Source organism: Ruegeria sp. ANG10 (assembly GCF_040705255.1).
In the GTDB taxonomy this organism is placed as follows: domain Bacteria; phylum Pseudomonadota; class Alphaproteobacteria; order Rhodobacterales; family Rhodobacteraceae; genus Ruegeria.
This window is the reverse complement of sequence record NZ_JBFCVU010000012.1, coordinates 1-19,285: the sequence shown is the minus strand read 5'-3', so window position 1 is coordinate 19,285 and position 19,285 is coordinate 1. Positions and strand designations below refer to the sequence as shown.

Below are 19,285 nucleotides of genomic sequence, written 5' to 3'. Positions count from 1 at the left end.
GGATTCGTTGACTTCCCCGTGACGTGGCGGCACAACCTGCCCATCACCATGTCATTGGGGGAGTTTTCCATGAAGAAAATCTATGCCAATGCCACCGAAGCGCTTGATGGGGTGTTGTCGGATGGCATGATGATCGCGGCAGGCGGGTTCGGCCTGTGCGGTATTCCTGAATTGCTGTTGGAGGCGATCAAGGAGTCGGGCGCTCAGGACCTGACCTTTGCTTCGAACAATGCGGGCGTCGACGATTTCGGCATCGGCATCCTGCTGCAGACCAAGCAGGTCAAGAAGATGATCAGCTCATATGTCGGCGAGAACGCGGAATTCATGCGTCAGTACCTGGCTGGTGAGCTGGAATTGGAATTTAACCCGCAAGGCACCCTGGCCGAGCGTATGCGCGCCGGTGGTGCAGGCATCCCCGGCTTCTATACTAAAACCGGTGTTGGCACCGTGATCGCTGAGGGCAAAGAGCATAAGGACTTCAACGGCGAAACCTATATCATGGAAGAAGGCATCTTTGCCGATCTGGCCATCGTCAAGGCATGGAAGGCCGACGACACCGGCAACCTGATCTTCCGCAAGACCGCCCGCAACTTTAATGTGCCCGCAGCGACTTGCGGCAAGGTTTGCATCGCCGAAGTCGAAGAGATCGTGCCACGCGGTTCGTTGGACCCCGACCAGATCCACCTGCCCGGCATCTACGTGAACCGGATCTTTCAGGGCGATCACGAAAAGCGCATCGAACAGCGCACCACCCGCAAGAAGGAGGAAGCATAATGCCCTGGGACCGCAATCAGATGGCCGCCCGCGCGGCGCAAGAGCTGGAAGACGGCATGTATGTGAACCTCGGTATCGGGATTCCGACGCTGGTGGCGAACTATGTGGGCGACAAGGACATCACCCTGCAATCCGAGAACGGCATGCTGGGCATGGGCCCCTTCCCGTTCGAAGGTGAAGAAGACCCCGACCTGATCAACGCAGGCAAACAGACGATCACCGAATTGTCGCGCACGTCCTATTTCGACAGCGCCACATCCTTTGCGATGATCCGGGGCGGTAAGATCGCCGCGGCCGTTCTGGGCGCTATGGAGGTTGATGAGGAAGGTGATCTGGCCAACTGGATGATTCCCGGCGTTCTGGTCAAGGGCATGGGCGGTGCGATGGACCTTGTGGCCGGTGTTGGCCGCGTGATCGTTGTGATGGATCACACTAACAAGCACGGCAAATCCAAGCTGCTGAGGAAATGCACCCTGCCCCTGACTGGGAAACAAGTGGTGGATCGCATCATTACCAATCTGGGTGTTCTGGATGTGGTCGACGGTGGCCTGAAGATCGTCGAAATCGCCGAAGGTGTAACCGAAGACGAGATTCGCGCCGCCACCGAGGCCAAGATCGTCAACTAATCCGCTAGATTGAAAAGGCCCGCCGGTTCTGGCGGGCCTCTATCAATTCAATGTTTGGAACACACAGCCATCCGAGATCAGCTCGGGCGGGGTTGAACACAGGGCCTTGGCGATCTGAAAGGCCGCAAGGACTTTGGGCACGTAATCCCGCGTCTCGGCATAAGGGGGAACTCCGCTGTGCTTGCGCACAGCACCTTCACCCGCATTATATCCGGCCAGCACTAGGATCGGATCATTTCCAAATTCTTCCATCAACCAGTTCAGGTATTTCACACCGCCCGAGATATTCTGAGACGGCTGCAAGCTGTCCTTAACGCCAAATCGTTTGGCGGTGGCTGGCATCAACTGCATCAACCCCTGCGCCCCGGCTGAGCTGACCGCATTCTCACGACCTGCAGATTCAACCGAAATCACGGCCAGTACCAATGCCGGCGATACATTTGTTCCTACGGTCGAGCGCAGAATCTCGATCCCTTGTTGTTGCGCGATGTTCTGGAGCGTCTGCAAACGCGGCGAGGCCACATTGGTCGCGGCCAGCGCGTTTATGGCTGCATCCAACCGCCAGGCTCCTGCCTCGGCCAAAGCAGGTGAGATTTTATCCCAGAAAGCCTTGTAAGAACCAACCGGATTGTTTTGCGATCCGTTCCCCGGAACACTTGGGGGTACAACCTTGGCGCGTTTGACGATCTCGGGAATAACGAGCTCGGCCCCGGTGCTCGGCGCGAAGGGCGCCGATGCATGTTCTTCAGGCGAAATCTGAACCGTTATCTTGGGTCGCGTCCCCGGTTTGGGGGGCTTTACTCTTTTATATACGCCCCTGGGTTCAACTTCATTCGCGATAGCGGGCAAGGGCCCTGACGTCATCAAAGCCAACGTGCCGGCGCAGATCATTGCGTCCCGGAGTTTCATTTTGCCTGCCTCATGTTTTTTCTTTTACGGGATTTGAACCGCGAATCCCGTTGTAAAGCCAGAGAAACACGTCGAAATGGGGCAATTTCGCCTCATTTGGCGCAATTTTGCATCGGCAACACAGAACACCTCAATCAGTAATGAATTTTTAATTGTTTATTTTCAATATCTTGAAAGAAAAACTACCAAAAAGTTAAGCGGAAAAGGAAAAAAATGGTGTTTAGCCCAATTCCTGCCACGCCTGACAGGCAATCATAGTGCCATACCGAGACGGTCGGGAGCGGACTGAGAGAGAAAGCTCTGATAGACCCCGAGGTTTATTTGACTTTTGATCCTTTAGGAGGGACGTAACATGATCAAGTTCATCAAGAACTTCCGCAAAGACGAAGACGGTGCCGTAACAGTTGACTGGGTCGTTCTGACCGCAGCAGTCGTCGGTCTGGCAGCAGTTGCCTATAACGCAATCGGCGCAGGCACCACAGACATTTCCGACGCTGTTGGCACCAACCTGACAACTGCATCGGGTAACGTTCAGACACCTGACGTGAACCCAGGCGACTAATAACTCCGATCTTCCGAGTTTGGGTGGGGCCTTGCTTCTTTTGGCATGGCCCCATTTTTTTTTAACTGGCGACAGGTGCCTCAATGATAAACAGTTTCCGAAGTTTCCTGAGCCATGAAGATGGGGCGATTACGGTCGACTGGGTCGTTCTGACTGCCGTGATAGCCGGTTTCGGCACAATAGTAATCACGTCTCTGGGCCAACCTATTGATCAAATGGATGTTGCCACAGGAGACGCACTTACGTCAGCATCGGCTGAAGTTCTGACACCTGACCTGAACCCTGGCGACTAAATTTCCCCAATTTTCAGAGTTTAGCTGGGGCCTTGCTCTTTGCAGCAGGGCCCCATTTTGAATCTGAAACATGTGCCGCAATGAAAGACATGTTCGAAGTTTACAAAGCAAAAAAGACAGGGATACCGCTGTCGAAAAGACGACTTGCCCGCCGGGATTGCCAGTTTCGGCACAATAGTTTTCACCTATTCCGGTTAGCCAGCTCAGAAAAACGGATGCCACCTTCGGTTAAGCACTCAGACATGTTGAGCCACGCGAGACCAATATTTGCTTTGACGAGCCCGACACCTGATCAATCGATTACCTGCCCGGCACAAAAACAACGGACGGGAATTTTTTCTAATATTGTCCCATTTTTCGACACAATCTCGCATTAATAAAGATCGACCTTCGTCATAAAACGTGTGACGAACAAACCAACATAGAAAGATACGAGGGGACGTGAATGCGTGCAGTATTTGGACTTGTCCTGATTGTCGGGGTGGCTTTGGCCGGAGGTGCCGTCTATTTGGCGCGCGACTACATCGCACAGCATCAGGACCAACTCGCCCGAGAACGCCTGGCCGCGCAACAAGCGTTGGAAAATGCCGCCCTGGAAGGGACTACTGGCGTTTTTGTAACCAACCGAGCCATGAAATACGGAGAGCGTCTGACCAAGGAAGACGTTCGCGTCGTCAACTGGCCTGACGAAGCAATCCCGGAAGGCAGCTTCGTGGACATGGCCGTTTTGTTTCCTGAAGACGCTAAAGGGGACCGATTCGTTCTGAGAGCGATGGAAAAAGACGAGGCTCTCATGGTCGTCAAAGTCACCAATCCTGGGGAGGCCGCTGGTCTGACCTCAAGGATTGCAAAAGGTAAACGCGCCTTCGCGATCAGCGTTGACGTTGCGTCTGGCGTTTCAGGGTTTCTGCGCCCCGGTGACAGCGTGGATGTTTACTGGACTGGAACGGTCGACAGGGAATTTGAGGGCGGGGGTGGCGAAATCACCCGTCTGATTCAGACCAACATTGAATTGGTCGCGATTGACCAATCCGCGGGCTCAGATCTGACAGGCACAACAATTGCGCGTACTGTGACAGTGGCAGCCACCCCGGAGGTAATCGCGGCTTTGGCTCAGGCACAGAACACAGGTCGTTTGTCTTTGGCCTTGGTTGGGGTGCAGGACGACACAATCGCAAGTGCGGTTGAAGTGGACCAGCGAAAACTGTTGGGAATCAAAGAAGCAGCCCCCGCCCCGGTTCAGGCTGAAGAACGGAAATGCTACACGAGAGTTCGACGTAGCGGAGAAATTGTGCAAACCGAAATTCCTTGCACAAACTGACGTTAAATCAGAGATTTACCAATACAAGCCGCGCCAACTGCGCGGCTTGTTTCGTTATGCATGTTGCGCATTGTCCACATAAGGAAAATTCCAGAAACCCTTGATTATTGCAATAAATTCGTAATTCGCGCAGTGTTGCCTGACATAGGGCATAGACCCAAAAAACGAGGCGTGATCGGAGAGGCAGGTCACATGACAATACGTACTTGGATCAGCGCAACCCTACTGGGGTTGGCGCTTATAGTTGGTCCGGTCGGCCATACGGCCTGGGCTGAAACTTTGCGCGTGGTGAAAAACGGTTCAGCGGAAACGCTGGATGTTCCGATGAACCGCGCAATTGTAGTGGAGAGCGAAGAACCCTTCGCCGAGCTTAGCATTGCCAATGCCGGCATCGCTGACATCTCGTCGCTTTCGGATCGTACTATTTATGTGTTGGGTAAGGCTCCGGGTCTGACCACGCTGACCCTGTTCGACGGTGCCGGCAACCTGCTGGCGAACGTTCGGGTTCGCGTATCTCCGGATGTATCTGAATTCAAAGAGCGTTTGGTTCAGATTTTGCCTGGTGAGCCGATCGAAGTGCGTACGGCCAATGACGGAATCGTACTTTCAGGTACAATTTCAAGCAGCGCAAAACTGGCGCGGGCACTGGAATTGGCGGAACGTTACGCGCCCGAGCGTGTTTCAAACCTCATGTCAGTTGGTGGCGTGCAACAAGTCATGCTGAAAGTCCGTTTTGCCGAGATGAACCGCTCGGTAGCGAAAAGTTTGACGGCTTCGCTTGGTTTCTCGGGCACAGATGTGACCGGTGGATTCAATGGTCTAAACACCCAAGGCGCATTGACCAACGCGTTAAACGGCAACATTCCGTTCGTGCAAACCAACAACGGCGCAATTCTGTTCGGCTTCGGTGCTGGCTCCACTCAGGTTCGCCTGCTACTGGAAGCACTTGAAAACAAAGGACTTGCCCGCAGTCTTGCGGAACCCAACCTGTCTGCCCTGTCGGGTCAGGAGGCGGAATTCCTGGCTGGTGGCGAGGTTCCAATTCCGGTGCCCGCAGAAGATGGCAACATTGCCATTGAGTATCGGGCCTTTGGTGTACAGGTTCTGTTCACTCCACGTGTCGTCGACGGCGATCTGATCAACCTTGAGATGGGTACGTCCGTTTCCGCTATCGATCCAAACTCTGACTTCTCGATCGCTGGAACATCCGTACCGACATTTGTCACGCGCACAACTAAAACAACGGTTGAACTGCGGGATGGTGAAAGCTTTGCGATCGCGGGACTGATTCAGGACGATTTCACCGACCTGAACAGCCAGATTCCATGGCTCGGCGATGTGCCGGTGCTGGGTTCGCTGTTCCGTAGTGCGCAGTATCAGCGCGCGCAAAGTGAACTGGTTATTATTGTCACCGCGCATCTTGTGTCACCGACTCGCGGTGAAGCACTTGCACTGCCGACCGATCGGGTCAAACCGCCCAGCGAATTTGATCTGTTCGTGAACGGCAAAGTTGGCCGTACAACGCGTCCGGGGGCTGGTGCAGCTTCAGAAGTGGCCAGGCAGGACTTTGGCAGCTCCTACGGCTACGTTCTGGATTGATAGGAGGATAGGACCAATGCAGAAGTGGATACTCACACTGGGTCTTTCGGTCGCTGTCGCCGCATGTACGCGCGAAGCCGGATATGAAGTAGACCAAGGCGCATTCGGAAACGCGACCCTGAACAACGTCCAGGTTCTGAACGGCGAATTGACCTACGCAGAGATTCTGGGCCAGCGGTTTGCGGCCGAGGTTCCGACGCAGATCAACTTTGATTTCAACAGCTCGCAGCTGGACGAATCGGCGCAGCGGATTCTTTTGCGGCAAGCTGACTGGATCAAACAGTTTCCTGAGGCACGGTTCCGTGTTTATGGGCACACCGACGCCGTTGGATCACAAGCGTATAACCAAAGCCTTGGACAGCGACGTGCAAACGCAGCCGTCGCCTTCCTGACACGCCAAGGAATTTCTCGGTCCCGGCTGGAAGCAGTTGTGTCGTTCGGAAAAACACGGCCGCTGATCGAAACGCCTAACCGCGATCGGCGCAACCGCCGCACTGTTACCGAGGTATCGGGCTTTATCGATCGTTCACAATTGCTGGATGGCAAGTACGCCGAGGTAATCTATCGCGAGTATGTCGAGAGCGCGACACGCGAAAGCTACATCCAGCGTGAAGATACTTCATCAGAGGAAAGTGGTGAATAATCCCTAGGAAATGGGCGGCATCGTCGCCCATTTCCCTACAATTGGTACTTTTGCGCCTAAATCTTGCCTAAGTTCCAAGCCAAATTTTCAACAATTAGGTGACCTGCGGCCAAATCTGGCCGCGACGGGGCAAGAGCGAACCAGACAGAATCTTCGGGTTCTCTGGCTTGGTCGGCTCTCGCGACAAGGATTGTGTTAATGACGAGCGCATCGCCACAAGATGATAAAAACGCCATTCTGGCCTGCACCATCAGCCGTGACGTCCAGAATTTCGACCTTCTGATCGAGGATATGGAGGCCGCACTGGGGGAACGATGGGGTGATCTCGGTTTTGCCGAAGCTCTGGCGTTCTTCAGCCAACCTGATGCCGATTCTTTGGAGTTTGTCGCCTTGGCGATTGACGGCGAGGATGAAGACAACCTGTCCTTGATGGGTGAGATCATCACGCGAGCCAAAGAAAAGAAGATCAAAATCGTCCTGATCGCCGAAGACGTCACTCCGGCGTCTCTGCACCAACTGCTGCGCAAAGGCGCGGACGAGTTCGTCCCCTATCCCCTGCCCGAAGGTGAATTGCAGGAAGCTATCGCCCGGATGAACCAGCCCGAACCTGTTGCCGTTCAGCAGGCCACGGCACCTTTGGCGCAAGGTGAATCGAAAGAAGGTGCCCTATTTGTGGTCCACGGACTTGCCGGTGGCGTCGGTTCGACCACAATGGCAGTCAACCTGGCCTGGGAATTGGCCACCGTATCAGACAAAGACGCGCCATCAGTCTGCCTATTGGATCTGGATCTGCAATTCGGCACGGTTTCGACCTATCTGGACTTGCCGCGGCGCGAAACTGTCTTTGAAATGCTGTCGGACACATCATCGATGGATGACGATGTATTCTCACAAGCCCTTCAAATGTATGAAGAAAAACTGCAGGTCCTGACGGCACCTTCGGACATGGTACCGCTTGATCTGATCACACCCGAAGATATTCAGCGTGTGATCGAAACGGCTCGCCGGAACTTTGACTATGTGATCGTCGACATGCCCTCGACGCTGGTTCACTGGTCTGAAACCGTTCTTCAGGCTGCACATGTGTATTTCGCCATGATTGAGCTGGACATGCGCTCGGCTCAGAATGCGTTACGCCTGAAACGAGCACTGCAGGCCGAGGAATTGCCTTTCAACAAATTGCGCTTTGCTCTGAATCGGGCACCGAAATTTACCGATCTGAACGGCAAAAGCCGGGTCAAACGGATGGGTGAAAGCCTGGGTATCTCCATTGACCTGCAATTGCCGGATGGCGGCAAGCCAGTCATGCAGAGTGGCGACCACGGACAACCGCTGGCCAATGCGGCCGCCAAGAATCCGCTGCGTCGCGAAATCGCGAAGCTTGCGAAATCGCTTCATAGTTTGGGCAGCAGCGACGCTGAGGCCGCGTAACCAGTACTAAAGGGAGAGAGCCGCCGTGTTTTCACGTTACAAGAAACAGCCCGAAGCGCAGCCGGTTCAAACTCCGGCCGCGGCACCTGAACCTGTTGCGGAAAAAAAGCCCACGGCTAATGCCGTCGCTCGACGGCCCGTGCAGAAAAAGGCGGCCGAACCGGTGGCCGGAGATCGCGATCGCAAGCGCAAGGAACGCCTTGGCGAGATCAAGATCGAACTGCATCGCGAACTGTTGGAAAACCTGAACCTAGCGGCGCTCGAAAATGCAGGCGAATCTGAACTGCGCGCGGAAATCAGCTCGATTGCCAGCGAAATTCTGGAAACCCGGAATATTGTTCTGAACCGCGAGGACCGCTCGCAGTTGAACAAGGAACTGTATGACGAAGTGACGGGTCTTGGCCCGCTTGAGACCTTGCTGCAGGACGATACCGTCAACGATATTCTGGTCAACGGACCGCAACAGATCTTTGTGGAACGCGACGGTAGGCTGGAAATAAGCGACATCACCTTTAAAGACGAAAAGCACCTGATGCGGATCATCGACAAGATCGTGTCCGCTGTGGGACGTCGTGTCGATGAATCCAACCCTTACGTTGATGCTCGCTTGGCAGATGGTTCGCGTTTCAATGCGATGGTGCCGCCGATTGCCGTGGATGGATCGCTGGTCTCAATTCGTAAGTTCAAAAAAGACAAGCTGGGCATCGATGACCTAGTGAATTTTGGTGCCTTTACCGAAGAAATGGCCGCTTATCTTCAGGCTGCCGTGTCGACCCGTCTGAACATCATCGTTTCAGGTGGTACGGGTTCGGGTAAAACCACCACCTTGAACGCCTTGTCCAGTTTCATCGATGACGCAGAACGCATCCTGACAATCGAGGATACGGCGGAACTTCAGCTGCAACAGACCCATGTGGGTCGGATGGAAAGCCGTCCGCCCAACGTCGAAGGCAAAGGTGAGGTCAGCCCGCGCGACTGTCTGAAAAACGCCCTGCGTATGCGTCCTGACCGCATCATCGTGGGTGAGACGCGTGGCGCCGAGGTGATCGACATGTTGCAGGCCATGAACACCGGCCACGATGGTTCGATGACCACGATCCACGCCAACTCGGCGCGGGACGGGATTTCACGTCTGGAAAACATGATCGCGATGGCCGGTATCGAAATGCCGATCAAAGCGGTGCGAAGCCAGATTTCGTCAGCTGTAAACCTGATCGTACAGGCCAGCCGTTTGCAGGATGGTTCGCGCCGGATGACCTCAATCACCGAGATTACAGGCATGGAAGGCGATGTGATCTCGATGCAAGAAATCTTTAAATTTCAACGCGTTGGCCTAACACCGGACAATAAGATCATCGGTCACTTCACAGCGACTGGCGTGCGCAGCCACTATTCTGAGCGCTTCCGCCTGTGGGGCTTTGACCTGCCCGCTTCGGTCTATGAACCAACGAATATGTAGGAGATCTGGCAATGCAACTGCCTGTTGAGGCACTCATCTATGTCGTGATCTTCGTCGCGGTGTTCGCTCTGGTCGAAGGCATCTATCTGGTGGCTTTCGGCAAATCCATCAGCCTGAACAGCCGTGTAAATCGGCGTCTCGATATGCTCGACAAAGGTGTCGGACGGGAACAGGTGCTGGAACAGCTGCGCAAGGAAATGCAGCAGCATATGAAAACGCAGAGCATCCCGCTCTATTCGTTGTTGGCTGACAAGGCGCAGAAGGCGGCTATTGCATTCACCCCGAAACAACTGATCATGGTCATGATCCTGTTGTCAGGATTTGCTTTTGTCGGCCTAAGCATCGGCACCGCAACGGAAATGGTTCTGCGGGTGGCATTGTCGGTCTTTATCGGTGTTGGCGGTGTCTACACCTGGGTGAGCCGGAAAGCCGGTAAACGCATGGGCATGATGGAAGAGCAACTGCCTGACGCGGTTGAACTGATGGTCCGATCCTTGCGCGTGGGTAACCCGTTTGTGTCATCTGTTCAGATTGTTGCCAACGAAGTGCAGGACCCGCTGGGGACCGAATTTGGTGTCATCGCCGATGAATGCGCCTATGGCCGCGACGTGGGTGAAGCACTGAATGACCTGGCTGAGCGCTTGGACATGCAAGACCTTCGCTTTCTGGCGGTGGCCGTTGGTATTCAACAGCAGTCTGGCGGTAACCTTGCTGAAATTCTGGCCGGCCTGGCCCAAGTGATCCGCGCCCGTTTCCGCCTGTTCCGGCGCGTAAAGGCAATCACCGCCGAGGCACAATGGTCCGGTAAGTTTCTGTCCGGTTTCCCATTGTTCTGTCTGATGTTCATTATGGTGACAGACCCCAATTACTATGACGACGTGCTTGACCACCCCCTGTTCATCCCGCTCTGTTTCTTCGTGGGCATCATGCTGACGCTGAACCTGATCGTGATGCGCGTTCTTACCAACATTAAGGTCTGAGGGTATTGCAATGGAAGTTCTGGCCCCAATCAACGACCTGATCAAACAGTACCTCGGCGAATTTGGCCCACTTATTGTGGTCGGCGCTTTGGGGCTGATCATGATCGTGATCGCTGTCACTCTGATGCTGAACCAGCCAGAGGATCCCCTGAAAAAGCTGCAAAAATCCACTGCCGCACCGAAGCTCGATAAGAAATCCAAAAAGGATAAACTTCGCACTGCAAGCCGCAACGAGCAGCTTGAAAAGTTCGCAACGTTCCTTGAGCCGCAAAACGAAGCCGAACTTTCGGCAATGCAACTCAAACTTCGGCAAGCCGGGTATCATTCTAAAGATGCGGTACGGTTCTTCCACTTTGCACAGTTCGCATTGGGTATTCTGGGCATTTTGATCGGCGTCATGCTGGTGACCGTATTGTCGGGTGATCAGGAATTCACTGGTCAACAAATGGCTCTTCGTGTGTTGATTCCGGCCGGGGTTGGCTATTTTCTTCCGCGTTACTGGATCACCCGTCGTGTCGAGGAACGTAAAGAGGCAATTACCTCCGGGTTTCCTGACACGCTGGACCTTATGCTGGTCTGTGTTGAAGCAGGGCAATCACTGGATCAGGCCATCGTGCGGGTTGCGAGCGAAATGAAGACTTCCTACCCCGACATCGCGCAAGAGTTCGAGATAGTCGCTTATGAACTGAAGGCCGGTAAGGACAAAGATACAGTTATGCGTGATTTCGGTACCCGCTGCGGTGTGCAGGATGTCAGTTCATTCGTGACGGTCATGATTCAATCCGCCACATTCGGCACCTCAATTGCCGAAGCGCTTCGGGTATACGCCAGCGAAATGCGCGACAAACGGGTTATGCGCGCCGAAGAGGCTGCGAACAAGTTGCCAACCAAGATGACACTTGCCACTATGATCCTGACGGTTCCGCCTTTGTTGGTCATTCTGGTTGGGCCGTCGGCAAAGGGAATCCAAGACTTTATGAACCAAGGTGCCGGTTGATAACCCAATGAAATCTGATTTTGGGCGCATCCAATACGGTGTACGCCACATGCTAAAGGCCGCCATGGTGATCGCCGTGGTGGCCTCTTGCACTGAGACAGGGTCGTCAGATGATCTGGACGTCCCCGGAATTGATCCGAAAGGTCAAGGGGCGGACGAAGTTACGGTGGGAAACCGGTTGATGGCCGCCGGGGAATACGAGCTGGCGCTGGATTCTTTTGCCCGCGCCGCATTGAATCAGGGGATGACAGCACAAATCCTGACGTCGATGGGCACGGCCAATCTGGGACTCAGGCGTCTAGGACAGGCCGAAACCCTGCTGCGACGGGCAGTCAAGGACAATCCTGACTGGCCAGTTGCTTGGAACAATCTGGGCGTGGTGCTGGTCGAAAAGGGCGAATATCCCGAGGCCGCGCAGGTTTTCAAGCGGGCCTTTGCGCTGGACAATGGCGAAAGTGACGCAATCCGGGACAATCTGCGCTTAGCGCTCGCAAAAATGGAAAATCCTGTTAATACTACGGCAGAAGAACAAGAATATACGTTGGAGCAGCAAGGCGACGGGCAATTCAAGCTGCGCAAGCTCCCGTAAAACAGGCAAGAGCAGTAAGGGACGCAAAAAATGCGCCAACAATTCTTGATTGCGCCAATCGTGATGTGCGGGCTGATCCTTTCTGCCTGCGAAAAAGAAACCGAGGAAGAAAAGGTCGAGCGTACCTATCAGGAGGTCAACGTCATTGACGAGACCAACCTGAACGAGGTCTTGCTGACCGCCGCCGATCCGAATGAGGCGGTCACCTACTTTCAAGGCGCCGCCGCCAAAAACCCAGGTCGGATCGACCTGCAGCGGGGATTGGCGATTTCCCTGTCTCGCGCGAAACGATCGACTGAAGCCGTCGCCGCCTGGAAAAAGGTGACGACAATGAAAGGCGCCGGAAACGTCGACAAGCTCGAATATGCTGACGCGCTTGTGCGCGCTGGAGATTGGGGGCAGGCGAAATCGGTTCTGGATACCATTCCACCCACTTATGAAACCTTCAAACGGTATCGGCTTGAAGCGGTGGTCGCAGACTCCAAACAGGATTGGAAACGCGCAGACCACTTTTATGAAACCGCAGTCGGCCTGACCACGCGCCCCGGTGGTGTCATGAACAATTGGGGTTATTCCAAGTTGACACGCGGCCAGTTTGCCGAAGCCGAACGCCTGTTTACCGAGGCGATCCGTCAGGACCAATCCCTGTTCACGGCCAAGAACAATCTGGTTTTGGCCCGGGCTGCGCAAGGAAATTACAGCATGCCGGTTGTTCCCATGACACAGGTGGAACGCGCCAGGCTACTGAACACGATGGGTATCTCTGCGGTCAAGCAAGGGGATGTGGCTACAGCCAAGAACCTGTTCCGCGAAGCCATCGCCACCCATCCACAGCATTATGACGAGGCTGTCCGCTCACTGCGCGCGCTTGAGGATGCCTGATTGATGAGTATTCCCGCGTTTGCTGCGCTGTGGTTTCTTCCGTTTGTTCTGCCGATCTGCTTTTACGTAGCGTTCACAGACTTGCGGGACATGCTGATCAAGAACCACGCCGTTGTTGCGCTGGCCGTCATTTTCGTCATTGTCGGGTTGTTTGTGCTGCCCCCGTGGTCGACCCAGTGGACCTCACTTACGATCTGGTCGTTCTCGGTGGCACTTCCCCCTTACGTCTGGCACTTGCTGCATATTGTGACCGTGCTAATCTTGGGCATTCTGTTTAATGCCGCTGGCGTTTTGGGTGCCGGGGATGCCAAGTTCATGGCCGCCGCCTCACCTTTTGTCTGGTCTGGGGATCTGGTTCTGGTGATGTTTATCCTAGCAGCCACCACGCTTGCTGCCTTTGTCACGCATCGACTGGCCATGCATACCGCGTTGCGCAACGTTGCGCCAAATTGGGAAAGTTGGAACAGGAAGAAGCACTTTCCAATGGGCCTGCCTCTGGGCGGCAGCCTGGCTATTTACCTGATCTTAGGCACTGTTTACGGTTCGTAAACTATCATTAACGCGCCTTGTCGCCGCCTTGGTACTGCCACAAAGCCGAGCCAGATTTCCCCTAAGCGGCCCTTTTTGGGGCCATTGGCACGAATACTGGATAGACGGGCGACGCTCATGAATATGCAGACAACTTCGGTAATGGCCCCCCCTGCCCCTAAGGGATTGGGCGAAATGAGACTGCCCATCGTCATGATGCGCGACATCATGTTGAAAACGATCTTTCGCAAGAATGTGGACACCGTGTCCGAGATCGCCGTAGCGATCTGCCTGCCGGGTTCTGTCACCCAAGAACTCATCGATATGGCCCGCGAGCAAAAGCTGATCGAGGCCACCGGTACCCTGAATGCCAACAGCGGCAATGAGATGGGCTATCAGCTAACTGATGCCGGCAAGGCCCGCGCGCTGGATGCACTGAGCCAGTCAGAATATTTCGGCGCCATGCCCGTACCGCTGGACGTCTACCGTGAACAGGTGAAACGCCAGTCGATCCGCAACATTCAGGTGACCCGCGACCAGTTGATTGGTGCAATGGGCCACCTGGTTCTGCCCGACAGCCTTTTGGACCAATTGGGGCCGGCGGTCAGCGCCGGTCGCTCGGTCCTGATGTATGGCCCTCCGGGCAACGGTAAATCCTCGATTTCAAACGGGATTCGCGATGCCTTGGGCGACAATGTCTATGTGCCTTTCGCCATAGAATATGCCGGTCAGGTGATTACAGTTTACGACCCGATCGTTCACACCGCGATCGAACAGGAACCGGACGATCCCAACAGCCTGCGCCGCCGCAAACGGTTCGACACACGCTATGTTCAGTGTGAACGCCCGACCGTGGTGACGGGCGGTGAACTGACCCTGGGCATGCTGGATCTGGTTTATAACCCCACAGCGCGAACCTATCAGGCCCCATTGCAGTTGAAATCGACCGGCGGCATCTTCATCGTGGACGACCTTGGCCGTCAGCAGGAACCCCCGCAGGCCCTGATCAACCGTTGGATTGTTCCGTTGGAAGAGAACAAGGATATCCTTGGCCTGCAGTCGGGTGAAAAGTTCGAAGTTCCCTTCGACACGCTGGTCATCTTCTCGACCAACTTCCACCCGAATGAAATCTTCGACCAAGCGGCCCTGCGCCGTATCTTCTTCAAGATCAAGATCGACGGCCCGAACCAGGAAAACTTCCTAAAAATCTTTGCCATGGTGGCGCGCAAACGCGGCATGCCGCTTGACGAGGCGGCTCTAGTCCATCTTTTGAAGGTCAAATACCCGACCATCAACAATATCTACGCGAATTATCAGCCGATCTTCCTGATCGACCAGATGATCTCGATCTGCGAGTTTGAGGGCATCCCCTATCAGATGAGCCCTGACCTGATCGACCGCGCGTGGTCCAACATGTTCGTCAAGGACGAGACTATCGTCAAATAACGCCGTGCCATTTCGGTAAAGGGCCGGGTAGTCTGCGCGTATGACGCAGATTCCCGCCCGGATCACATCTTGGTTTGCCGCCAAGGGCTGGTCCATTCACCCCCATCAGCAAGATATGTTCAACCGGGCCTTGGACCCGGCCACGTTGCTGATCGCGCCGACCGGGGGCGGTAAGACAATGGCCGGGTTTTTGCCAACATTGGCGGAACTTGCAGATGGCACGCATGAGGGGTTGCACACGATTTATGTGTCTCCGCTTAAGGCACTGGCCGCCGATATCCGCCGCAACTTGCGCGGCCCTGCGGATGAGATCGGCCTGCCTATTCGGATCGAAGACCGCACCGGCGACACCTCAGCCACGCAGAAAAAGCGGCAGCGTGTCGACCCGCCCCATATTCTGCTGACCACCCCTGAAAGCTTGGCCCTGCTGACCTCATACGAGGACGCGCCTCGGATGTTTGCGGGGGTGCAAAGGGTGATTGTCGACGAAATCCACGCGTTGGCCGAAAGCAAGCGAGGAGATCAGCTGATGCTGGCCTTGGCGCGGCTGCAAACCCTGTGCCCTGACCTGCGCCGGGTCGGTCTTTCAGCTACGGTCGAGGATCCACAGGCCATCGCGCGCTTTCTGGCACGGCACCCGGACCCTTGTCAGATTGTGCAGGCCGACCCCGGACCTGATCCGGATATCCGCATGCTGGAAACACAGGAAATGCCTCCCTGGTCTGGCGGTGGCGCGGCCTATTCGATCCCGGCGGTTCTTGAACAAATCAAACAACACAAGACGACCCTGATCTTCCACAACACCCGGGCGCAGGCCGAGATTTTCTTTCACAATCTGTGGCTTGCCAACGATGACGGCCTGCCCATCGGCATTCACCACGGCAGTCTGGACCGGCAGCAACGCGAGCGGGTCGAGGCCGCCATGGTCCGGGGCGATCTGCGCGCCATAGTATGTACCGGCAGCCTGGACCTTGGCATCGACTGGGGCGATGTTGACCTTGTGATCCAAATTGGTGCGCCGAAAAACGTAAAACGACTGGTGCAACGGATCGGGCGGGCGAACCACCGCTATAACGCGCCCTCCAAGGCCCTGCTGGTGCCTGCAAACCGCTTTGAGGTGGTAGAATGCGTCGCAGCGCTTGAGGCCGCCAAAGCGCATGATCTGGACGGTGAGCCGCGCGGCTCTGGCCCCCGCGACGTGCTGTGTCAACACATCCTGATCGCGGCTTCGGCAGGCCCGTTCGACGCCAGCGCGCTTTTTGCGGAAATGACCGCCGCCGGACCCTACGCGCATCTGACGCGCGATGAATTCGATGCCTGTCTGGAATTCTGCGCGACCGGTGGCTACGCCCTGCGCGCCTATGATCGCTGGCAGCGCCTGCAACAGCGCGCAGACGGGAAATGGCAGCTGCGCGACCCGCGCGCAGCGCAGCGCATCCGCATGAACTTGGGCACCATTCAGGACACCGACACGCTGAAGGTACGTCTGAAACGCAACCGCGGAGGTAAACCGCTGGGTGAAGTGGAAGAGGCCTTTGCCGCCTCTCTAACGCCCGGAGATACCTTTCTGATCGGCGGGCAGATTGTCCGCTATGAGGGCCTGCGCGAGATGGTGGTCGAGGTCAGCCGCCGCGCCGGCCGCAAACCGAAGATCGCCACTTTCTCGGGCACGAAATTCGCCACCTCAACGCAGCTAAGTGAACGGATTCTGCGGATGTTTGCCCAGCCTGACTGGCCACAACTGCCGGAACACACAGCCGACTGGTTGGCCTTGCAGCGCGACATGTCCCGCCTTCCCCAACGCGACAGGTTGCTGATTGAAAGCTTTCCGAATGATGGGCGTGAGAACCTGTGCGTCTACGGTTTCGCTGGCCGCAACGCACAGCAGACGCTGGGCCTGTTGCTAACCAAACGTATGGAGGAAACCGGGCTCGCCCCGCTGGGTTTTGTCGCCACCGATTATGCCACGCTGATCTGGGGGCTGGATGCGGTGACCGACCCGCGGCCTTTGTTTCAACTGGATGCCCTGCGTAACGGGCTTGAGACTTGGCTAGCCGGAAATGCCGTTATGAAACGGACCTTTCGCGCCTCGGCCACGATTGCCGGGCTGATTGAGCGGAACATGGGCGGACAACGCAAAAGCGGTCGTCAGGCGACGTTTTCCTCGGATATCCTTTATGACACTTTGCTGAAATACGACCCAGATCACCTGTTGATGCAAATCACCCGCGAAGAGGCCATGCGCGGGCTGGTGGATTTCGGTCGGATCGAGGCGATGATCGCCCGAATCGGAGACCGGATTGATCTGCTGCGGCTGGATCGCGTATCGCCACTTGCCGCCCCTTTGTTCCTTGAGGTCGGCAAGGTTCCGGTCAAGGGCGCAGCCGAAGAACGCCTACTGGCAGAAGAAAGCGCGCGGTTGTTGCAGGCCGCCGGGTTAACACCTGATTGATATCGCTTGCGTCCGGAGGTGAAACACGCAAAGAACGTACCATGAACGAAGTGGCGTTTTCTTTTGCGGGACAGACCCTGAAGGCATTGGGATCAGGGGCCTTGTGGTGGCCGGATCAGCAACTGCTATGCGTATCCGACCTGCATTTGGGTAAGTCCGAGCGCATTGCTCGGCTAGGCGGCCCCAGCCTGCCGCCTTATGACAGTCAAGAAACCCTGACCCGGCTGTCTGCGGATATCGCCAGAACCAATCCTGCTACCGTAATCTGTCTGGGCGACAGTTTCGACGATCTGGAAGCTTCGGTTGCAATGCAAGCGGAAGAACAGCGTGATATCACGGCCCTACAGGCTGGTCGGCGCTGGATCTGGATCGAGGGCAATCATGACCCTGGCCCGATTGATCTGGGCGGTACACATCTGTCCGAGTGTAAGATTGCCGCGCTGACTTTCCGCCATATCGCGCAGGCACCAGCGCAAGCCGAGGTGTCAGGTCACTACCATCCCAAAGCACGTCTGAACGCACGTGGGCGATCCATCACCCGGCCCGCCTTTTTGGTGGACAAGACGCGGCTGATCCTACCGGCTTACGGCACATATACTGGCGGGTTACGCAGTACGGATTATACATTGGACGCTTTGATGGATGATCAGGCCATGGCCATACTCACCGGGTCGCAGCCTCGGGTCATTCCTATGCCCAGATAGGGCAGCTCAGATAAGGCCGTCTAGCTCTAGCCCCGGTTTGTATTTTCGGCTGATCGGAACCAGATCGGTGTTCTTCAGGCGCAAAAAGGTTTTTCCGTCCAGCTTTTCAACCCCGACAATGGCATCGTCTGCCACCCAATGGGAACGATGCGTACAGTGGCCGGGTACCGGCTCCATCTCGGCGATTGCATCAGTCAGGCGGGATCGGATGGTGAATGTCCCTGCTGAAGTCACCACATCAACCGCATGGTCGCGGACTGTCAGTCGATAGATCTGACCGGAAAACGGCTCTGGCAGGCGCTTGGTCAGGCGTGGCGAGGGTGGCGCGATCTGATCTTCTACAGCCCCATCAACGTGACTATACCCACGCGCCAGAACCAGCCCGGTTGCAAACAGGGCACCATAAGGGGCCACCGCCAGAACATCTGGCGCTTGTTGCCCCCCGGCAGAGAACAGCAGATAGGACATAAGCCACAAAGATGGCACGAAAAGCACCAGAATGAAGAAAACCAACGCAATGTCACGCCAGCTGAAATGGGCCTCTGCGAAGAATTTCTGGCTCACCCGTCTGACGATCCAGGTCACACACAGGGCCAATCCCAGTACTCCGACCCAAAATACAAGCCGCTGGGGATAGGTCAGGTAGATGGCCGGAAAAGGCTGGAATGCACTGGCCAACAAGGGCGGGAAACCAACGCCTGCAATCACTCGGCGTAACGTGAATTCGGCCAGAATTGGTCTGGGCACTTCGGTCATACATACTCAACAAACAAGTCTACAGGTCCCAGCCCAACTACATACGGCTTTCACCTAGCACTCGTAACCGGCTGGAATAGCTAATTTATCACCAACACCCCGGACATTCAAACCCGGCCCTTGAAACTTAATTCAATCTTCAGAAAGCAAATGGACCAAAAAGCGTTTGCTCTTTGGTCCATTTGTTCAGGTTTATTTTTCTTGAGGTCAAGCCGTCAGGCCTTCGGGCTCTGGCAAGGCATTTGCGCGGCAGCAGGCGGTCAGCGTGTTGGCCAGCAGGCAGGCGATGGTCATCGGGCCTACGCCGCCGGGCACGGGTGTGATCGCACCGGCG

The 19,285-nt window shown here is 55.6% G+C and carries 19 protein-coding genes and 1 pseudogene; 17 read left to right on the top strand and 3 right to left on the bottom strand.

What is annotated here, in order from left to right:
• The first annotated feature begins 69 nt into the window (after positions 1 to 69).
• Together AB1A64_RS19635 and AB1A64_RS19630 are read left to right on the top strand one after the other, a co-directional pair.
• Positions 70 to 774, top strand: a complete 705-nt coding sequence (locus tag AB1A64_RS19635; protein WP_366553437.1) for a CoA transferase subunit A — start codon at positions 70 to 72, stop codon at positions 772 to 774.
• Positions 774 to 1,400 carry a CoA transferase subunit B gene (locus AB1A64_RS19630; RefSeq protein WP_170362510.1) on the top strand — a complete coding sequence of 209 codons (627 nt, stop codon included), beginning with the start codon at positions 774 to 776 and terminating at the stop codon, positions 1,398 to 1,400. Before AB1A64_RS19635 ends, AB1A64_RS19630 begins: the two co-directional genes overlap by 1 nt.
• A gap of 42 nt (positions 1,401 to 1,442) precedes the next feature.
• Here AB1A64_RS19630 and AB1A64_RS19625 read toward each other — a convergent pair whose 3' ends face one another.
• Positions 1,443 to 2,309, bottom strand: coding sequence for a lytic transglycosylase domain-containing protein (locus tag AB1A64_RS19625; protein WP_366553435.1), 867 nt, complete (start codon positions 2,307 to 2,309; stop codon positions 1,443 to 1,445).
• Positions 2,310 to 2,661: 352 nt separating this feature from the next.
• Between AB1A64_RS19625 and AB1A64_RS19620 the strand changes: the two genes are divergently transcribed.
• From AB1A64_RS19620 to pdeM, 15 genes are all read left to right on the top strand, one after another.
• On the top strand, positions 2,662 to 2,871 hold the full coding sequence (locus AB1A64_RS19620; RefSeq protein ID WP_366553433.1) for a hypothetical protein: 210 nt from the start codon (positions 2,662 to 2,664) through the stop codon (positions 2,869 to 2,871).
• An 83-nt stretch (positions 2,872 to 2,954) separates the two neighbouring features.
• Positions 2,955 to 3,164 carry a hypothetical protein gene (locus tag AB1A64_RS19615; protein WP_366553431.1) on the top strand — a complete coding sequence of 70 codons (210 nt, stop codon included), beginning with the start codon at positions 2,955 to 2,957 and terminating at the stop codon, positions 3,162 to 3,164.
• 445 nt (positions 3,165 to 3,609) lie between these two features.
• Positions 3,610 to 4,485: a Flp pilus assembly protein CpaB gene (gene cpaB, locus AB1A64_RS19610; protein ID WP_366553429.1), complete on the top strand. Its 876-nt coding sequence runs from the start codon at positions 3,610 to 3,612 to the stop codon at positions 4,483 to 4,485.
• 192 nt (positions 4,486 to 4,677) lie between these two features.
• The gene (locus AB1A64_RS19605) at positions 4,678 to 6,084 is read left to right on the top strand and encodes a type II and III secretion system protein family protein (RefSeq protein ID WP_366553427.1); all 1,407 of its coding nucleotides are present in this window, start codon (positions 4,678 to 4,680) and stop codon (positions 6,082 to 6,084) included.
• Between the two features lie 16 nt (positions 6,085 to 6,100).
• Positions 6,101 to 6,727: an OmpA family protein gene (locus AB1A64_RS19600; protein ID WP_366553425.1), complete on the top strand. Its 627-nt coding sequence runs from the start codon at positions 6,101 to 6,103 to the stop codon at positions 6,725 to 6,727.
• Between the two features lie 198 nt (positions 6,728 to 6,925).
• Positions 6,926 to 8,158 carry an AAA family ATPase gene (locus tag AB1A64_RS19595; protein WP_366553423.1) on the top strand — a complete coding sequence of 411 codons (1,233 nt, stop codon included), beginning with the start codon at positions 6,926 to 6,928 and terminating at the stop codon, positions 8,156 to 8,158.
• 25 nt (positions 8,159 to 8,183) lie between these two features.
• The gene (locus tag AB1A64_RS19590) at positions 8,184 to 9,617 is read left to right on the top strand and encodes an ATPase, T2SS/T4P/T4SS family (protein WP_366553421.1); all 1,434 of its coding nucleotides are present in this window, start codon (positions 8,184 to 8,186) and stop codon (positions 9,615 to 9,617) included.
• An 11-nt stretch (positions 9,618 to 9,628) separates the two neighbouring features.
• Positions 9,629 to 10,597, top strand: coding sequence for a type II secretion system F family protein (locus AB1A64_RS19585; protein WP_366553419.1), 969 nt, complete (start codon positions 9,629 to 9,631; stop codon positions 10,595 to 10,597).
• Positions 10,598 to 10,607: 10 nt separating this feature from the next.
• A complete protein-coding gene (locus AB1A64_RS19580; RefSeq protein ID WP_366553417.1) occupies positions 10,608 to 11,594 on the top strand; it encodes a type II secretion system F family protein in 987 nt (328 codons plus the stop codon).
• 64 nt (positions 11,595 to 11,658) lie between these two features.
• A complete protein-coding gene (locus AB1A64_RS19575; protein WP_366553612.1) occupies positions 11,659 to 12,183 on the top strand; it encodes a tetratricopeptide repeat protein in 525 nt (174 codons plus the stop codon).
• Positions 12,184 to 12,213: 30 nt separating this feature from the next.
• Positions 12,214 to 13,065: a tetratricopeptide repeat protein gene (locus AB1A64_RS19570; RefSeq protein ID WP_366553415.1), complete on the top strand. Its 852-nt coding sequence runs from the start codon at positions 12,214 to 12,216 to the stop codon at positions 13,063 to 13,065.
• A 3-nt stretch (positions 13,066 to 13,068) separates the two neighbouring features.
• Entirely contained in the window at positions 13,069 to 13,614 is a 546-nt protein-coding gene (locus tag AB1A64_RS19565) for a prepilin peptidase (RefSeq protein ID WP_366553413.1), read from the top strand.
• Between the two features lie 117 nt (positions 13,615 to 13,731).
• The gene (locus AB1A64_RS19560) at positions 13,732 to 15,039 is read left to right on the top strand and encodes an ATPase (protein ID WP_170351466.1); all 1,308 of its coding nucleotides are present in this window, start codon (positions 13,732 to 13,734) and stop codon (positions 15,037 to 15,039) included.
• Positions 15,040 to 15,079: 40 nt separating this feature from the next.
• Complete coding sequence (locus AB1A64_RS19555; protein WP_366553411.1) at positions 15,080 to 17,491, top strand: ligase-associated DNA damage response DEXH box helicase; 2,412 nt, start codon at positions 15,080 to 15,082, stop codon at positions 17,489 to 17,491.
• Positions 17,492 to 17,532: 41 nt separating this feature from the next.
• Positions 17,533 to 18,195 carry a ligase-associated DNA damage response endonuclease PdeM gene (pdeM, locus tag AB1A64_RS19550; protein ID WP_366553409.1) on the top strand — a complete coding sequence of 221 codons (663 nt, stop codon included), beginning with the start codon at positions 17,533 to 17,535 and terminating at the stop codon, positions 18,193 to 18,195.
• A 6-nt stretch (positions 18,196 to 18,201) separates the two neighbouring features.
• On the opposite strand, the gene AB1A64_RS19545 is transcribed toward pdeM, so the two are convergent.
• Together AB1A64_RS19545 and AB1A64_RS19540 are read right to left on the bottom strand one after the other, a co-directional pair.
• Entirely contained in the window at positions 18,202 to 18,951 is a 750-nt protein-coding gene (locus tag AB1A64_RS19545) for a LytTR family DNA-binding domain-containing protein (RefSeq protein ID WP_366553407.1), read from the bottom strand.
• A 207-nt stretch (positions 18,952 to 19,158) separates the two neighbouring features.
• A pseudogene (locus tag AB1A64_RS19540) lies at positions 19,159 to 19,285 on the bottom strand (bifunctional methylenetetrahydrofolate dehydrogenase/methenyltetrahydrofolate cyclohydrolase); the annotation flags it as partial.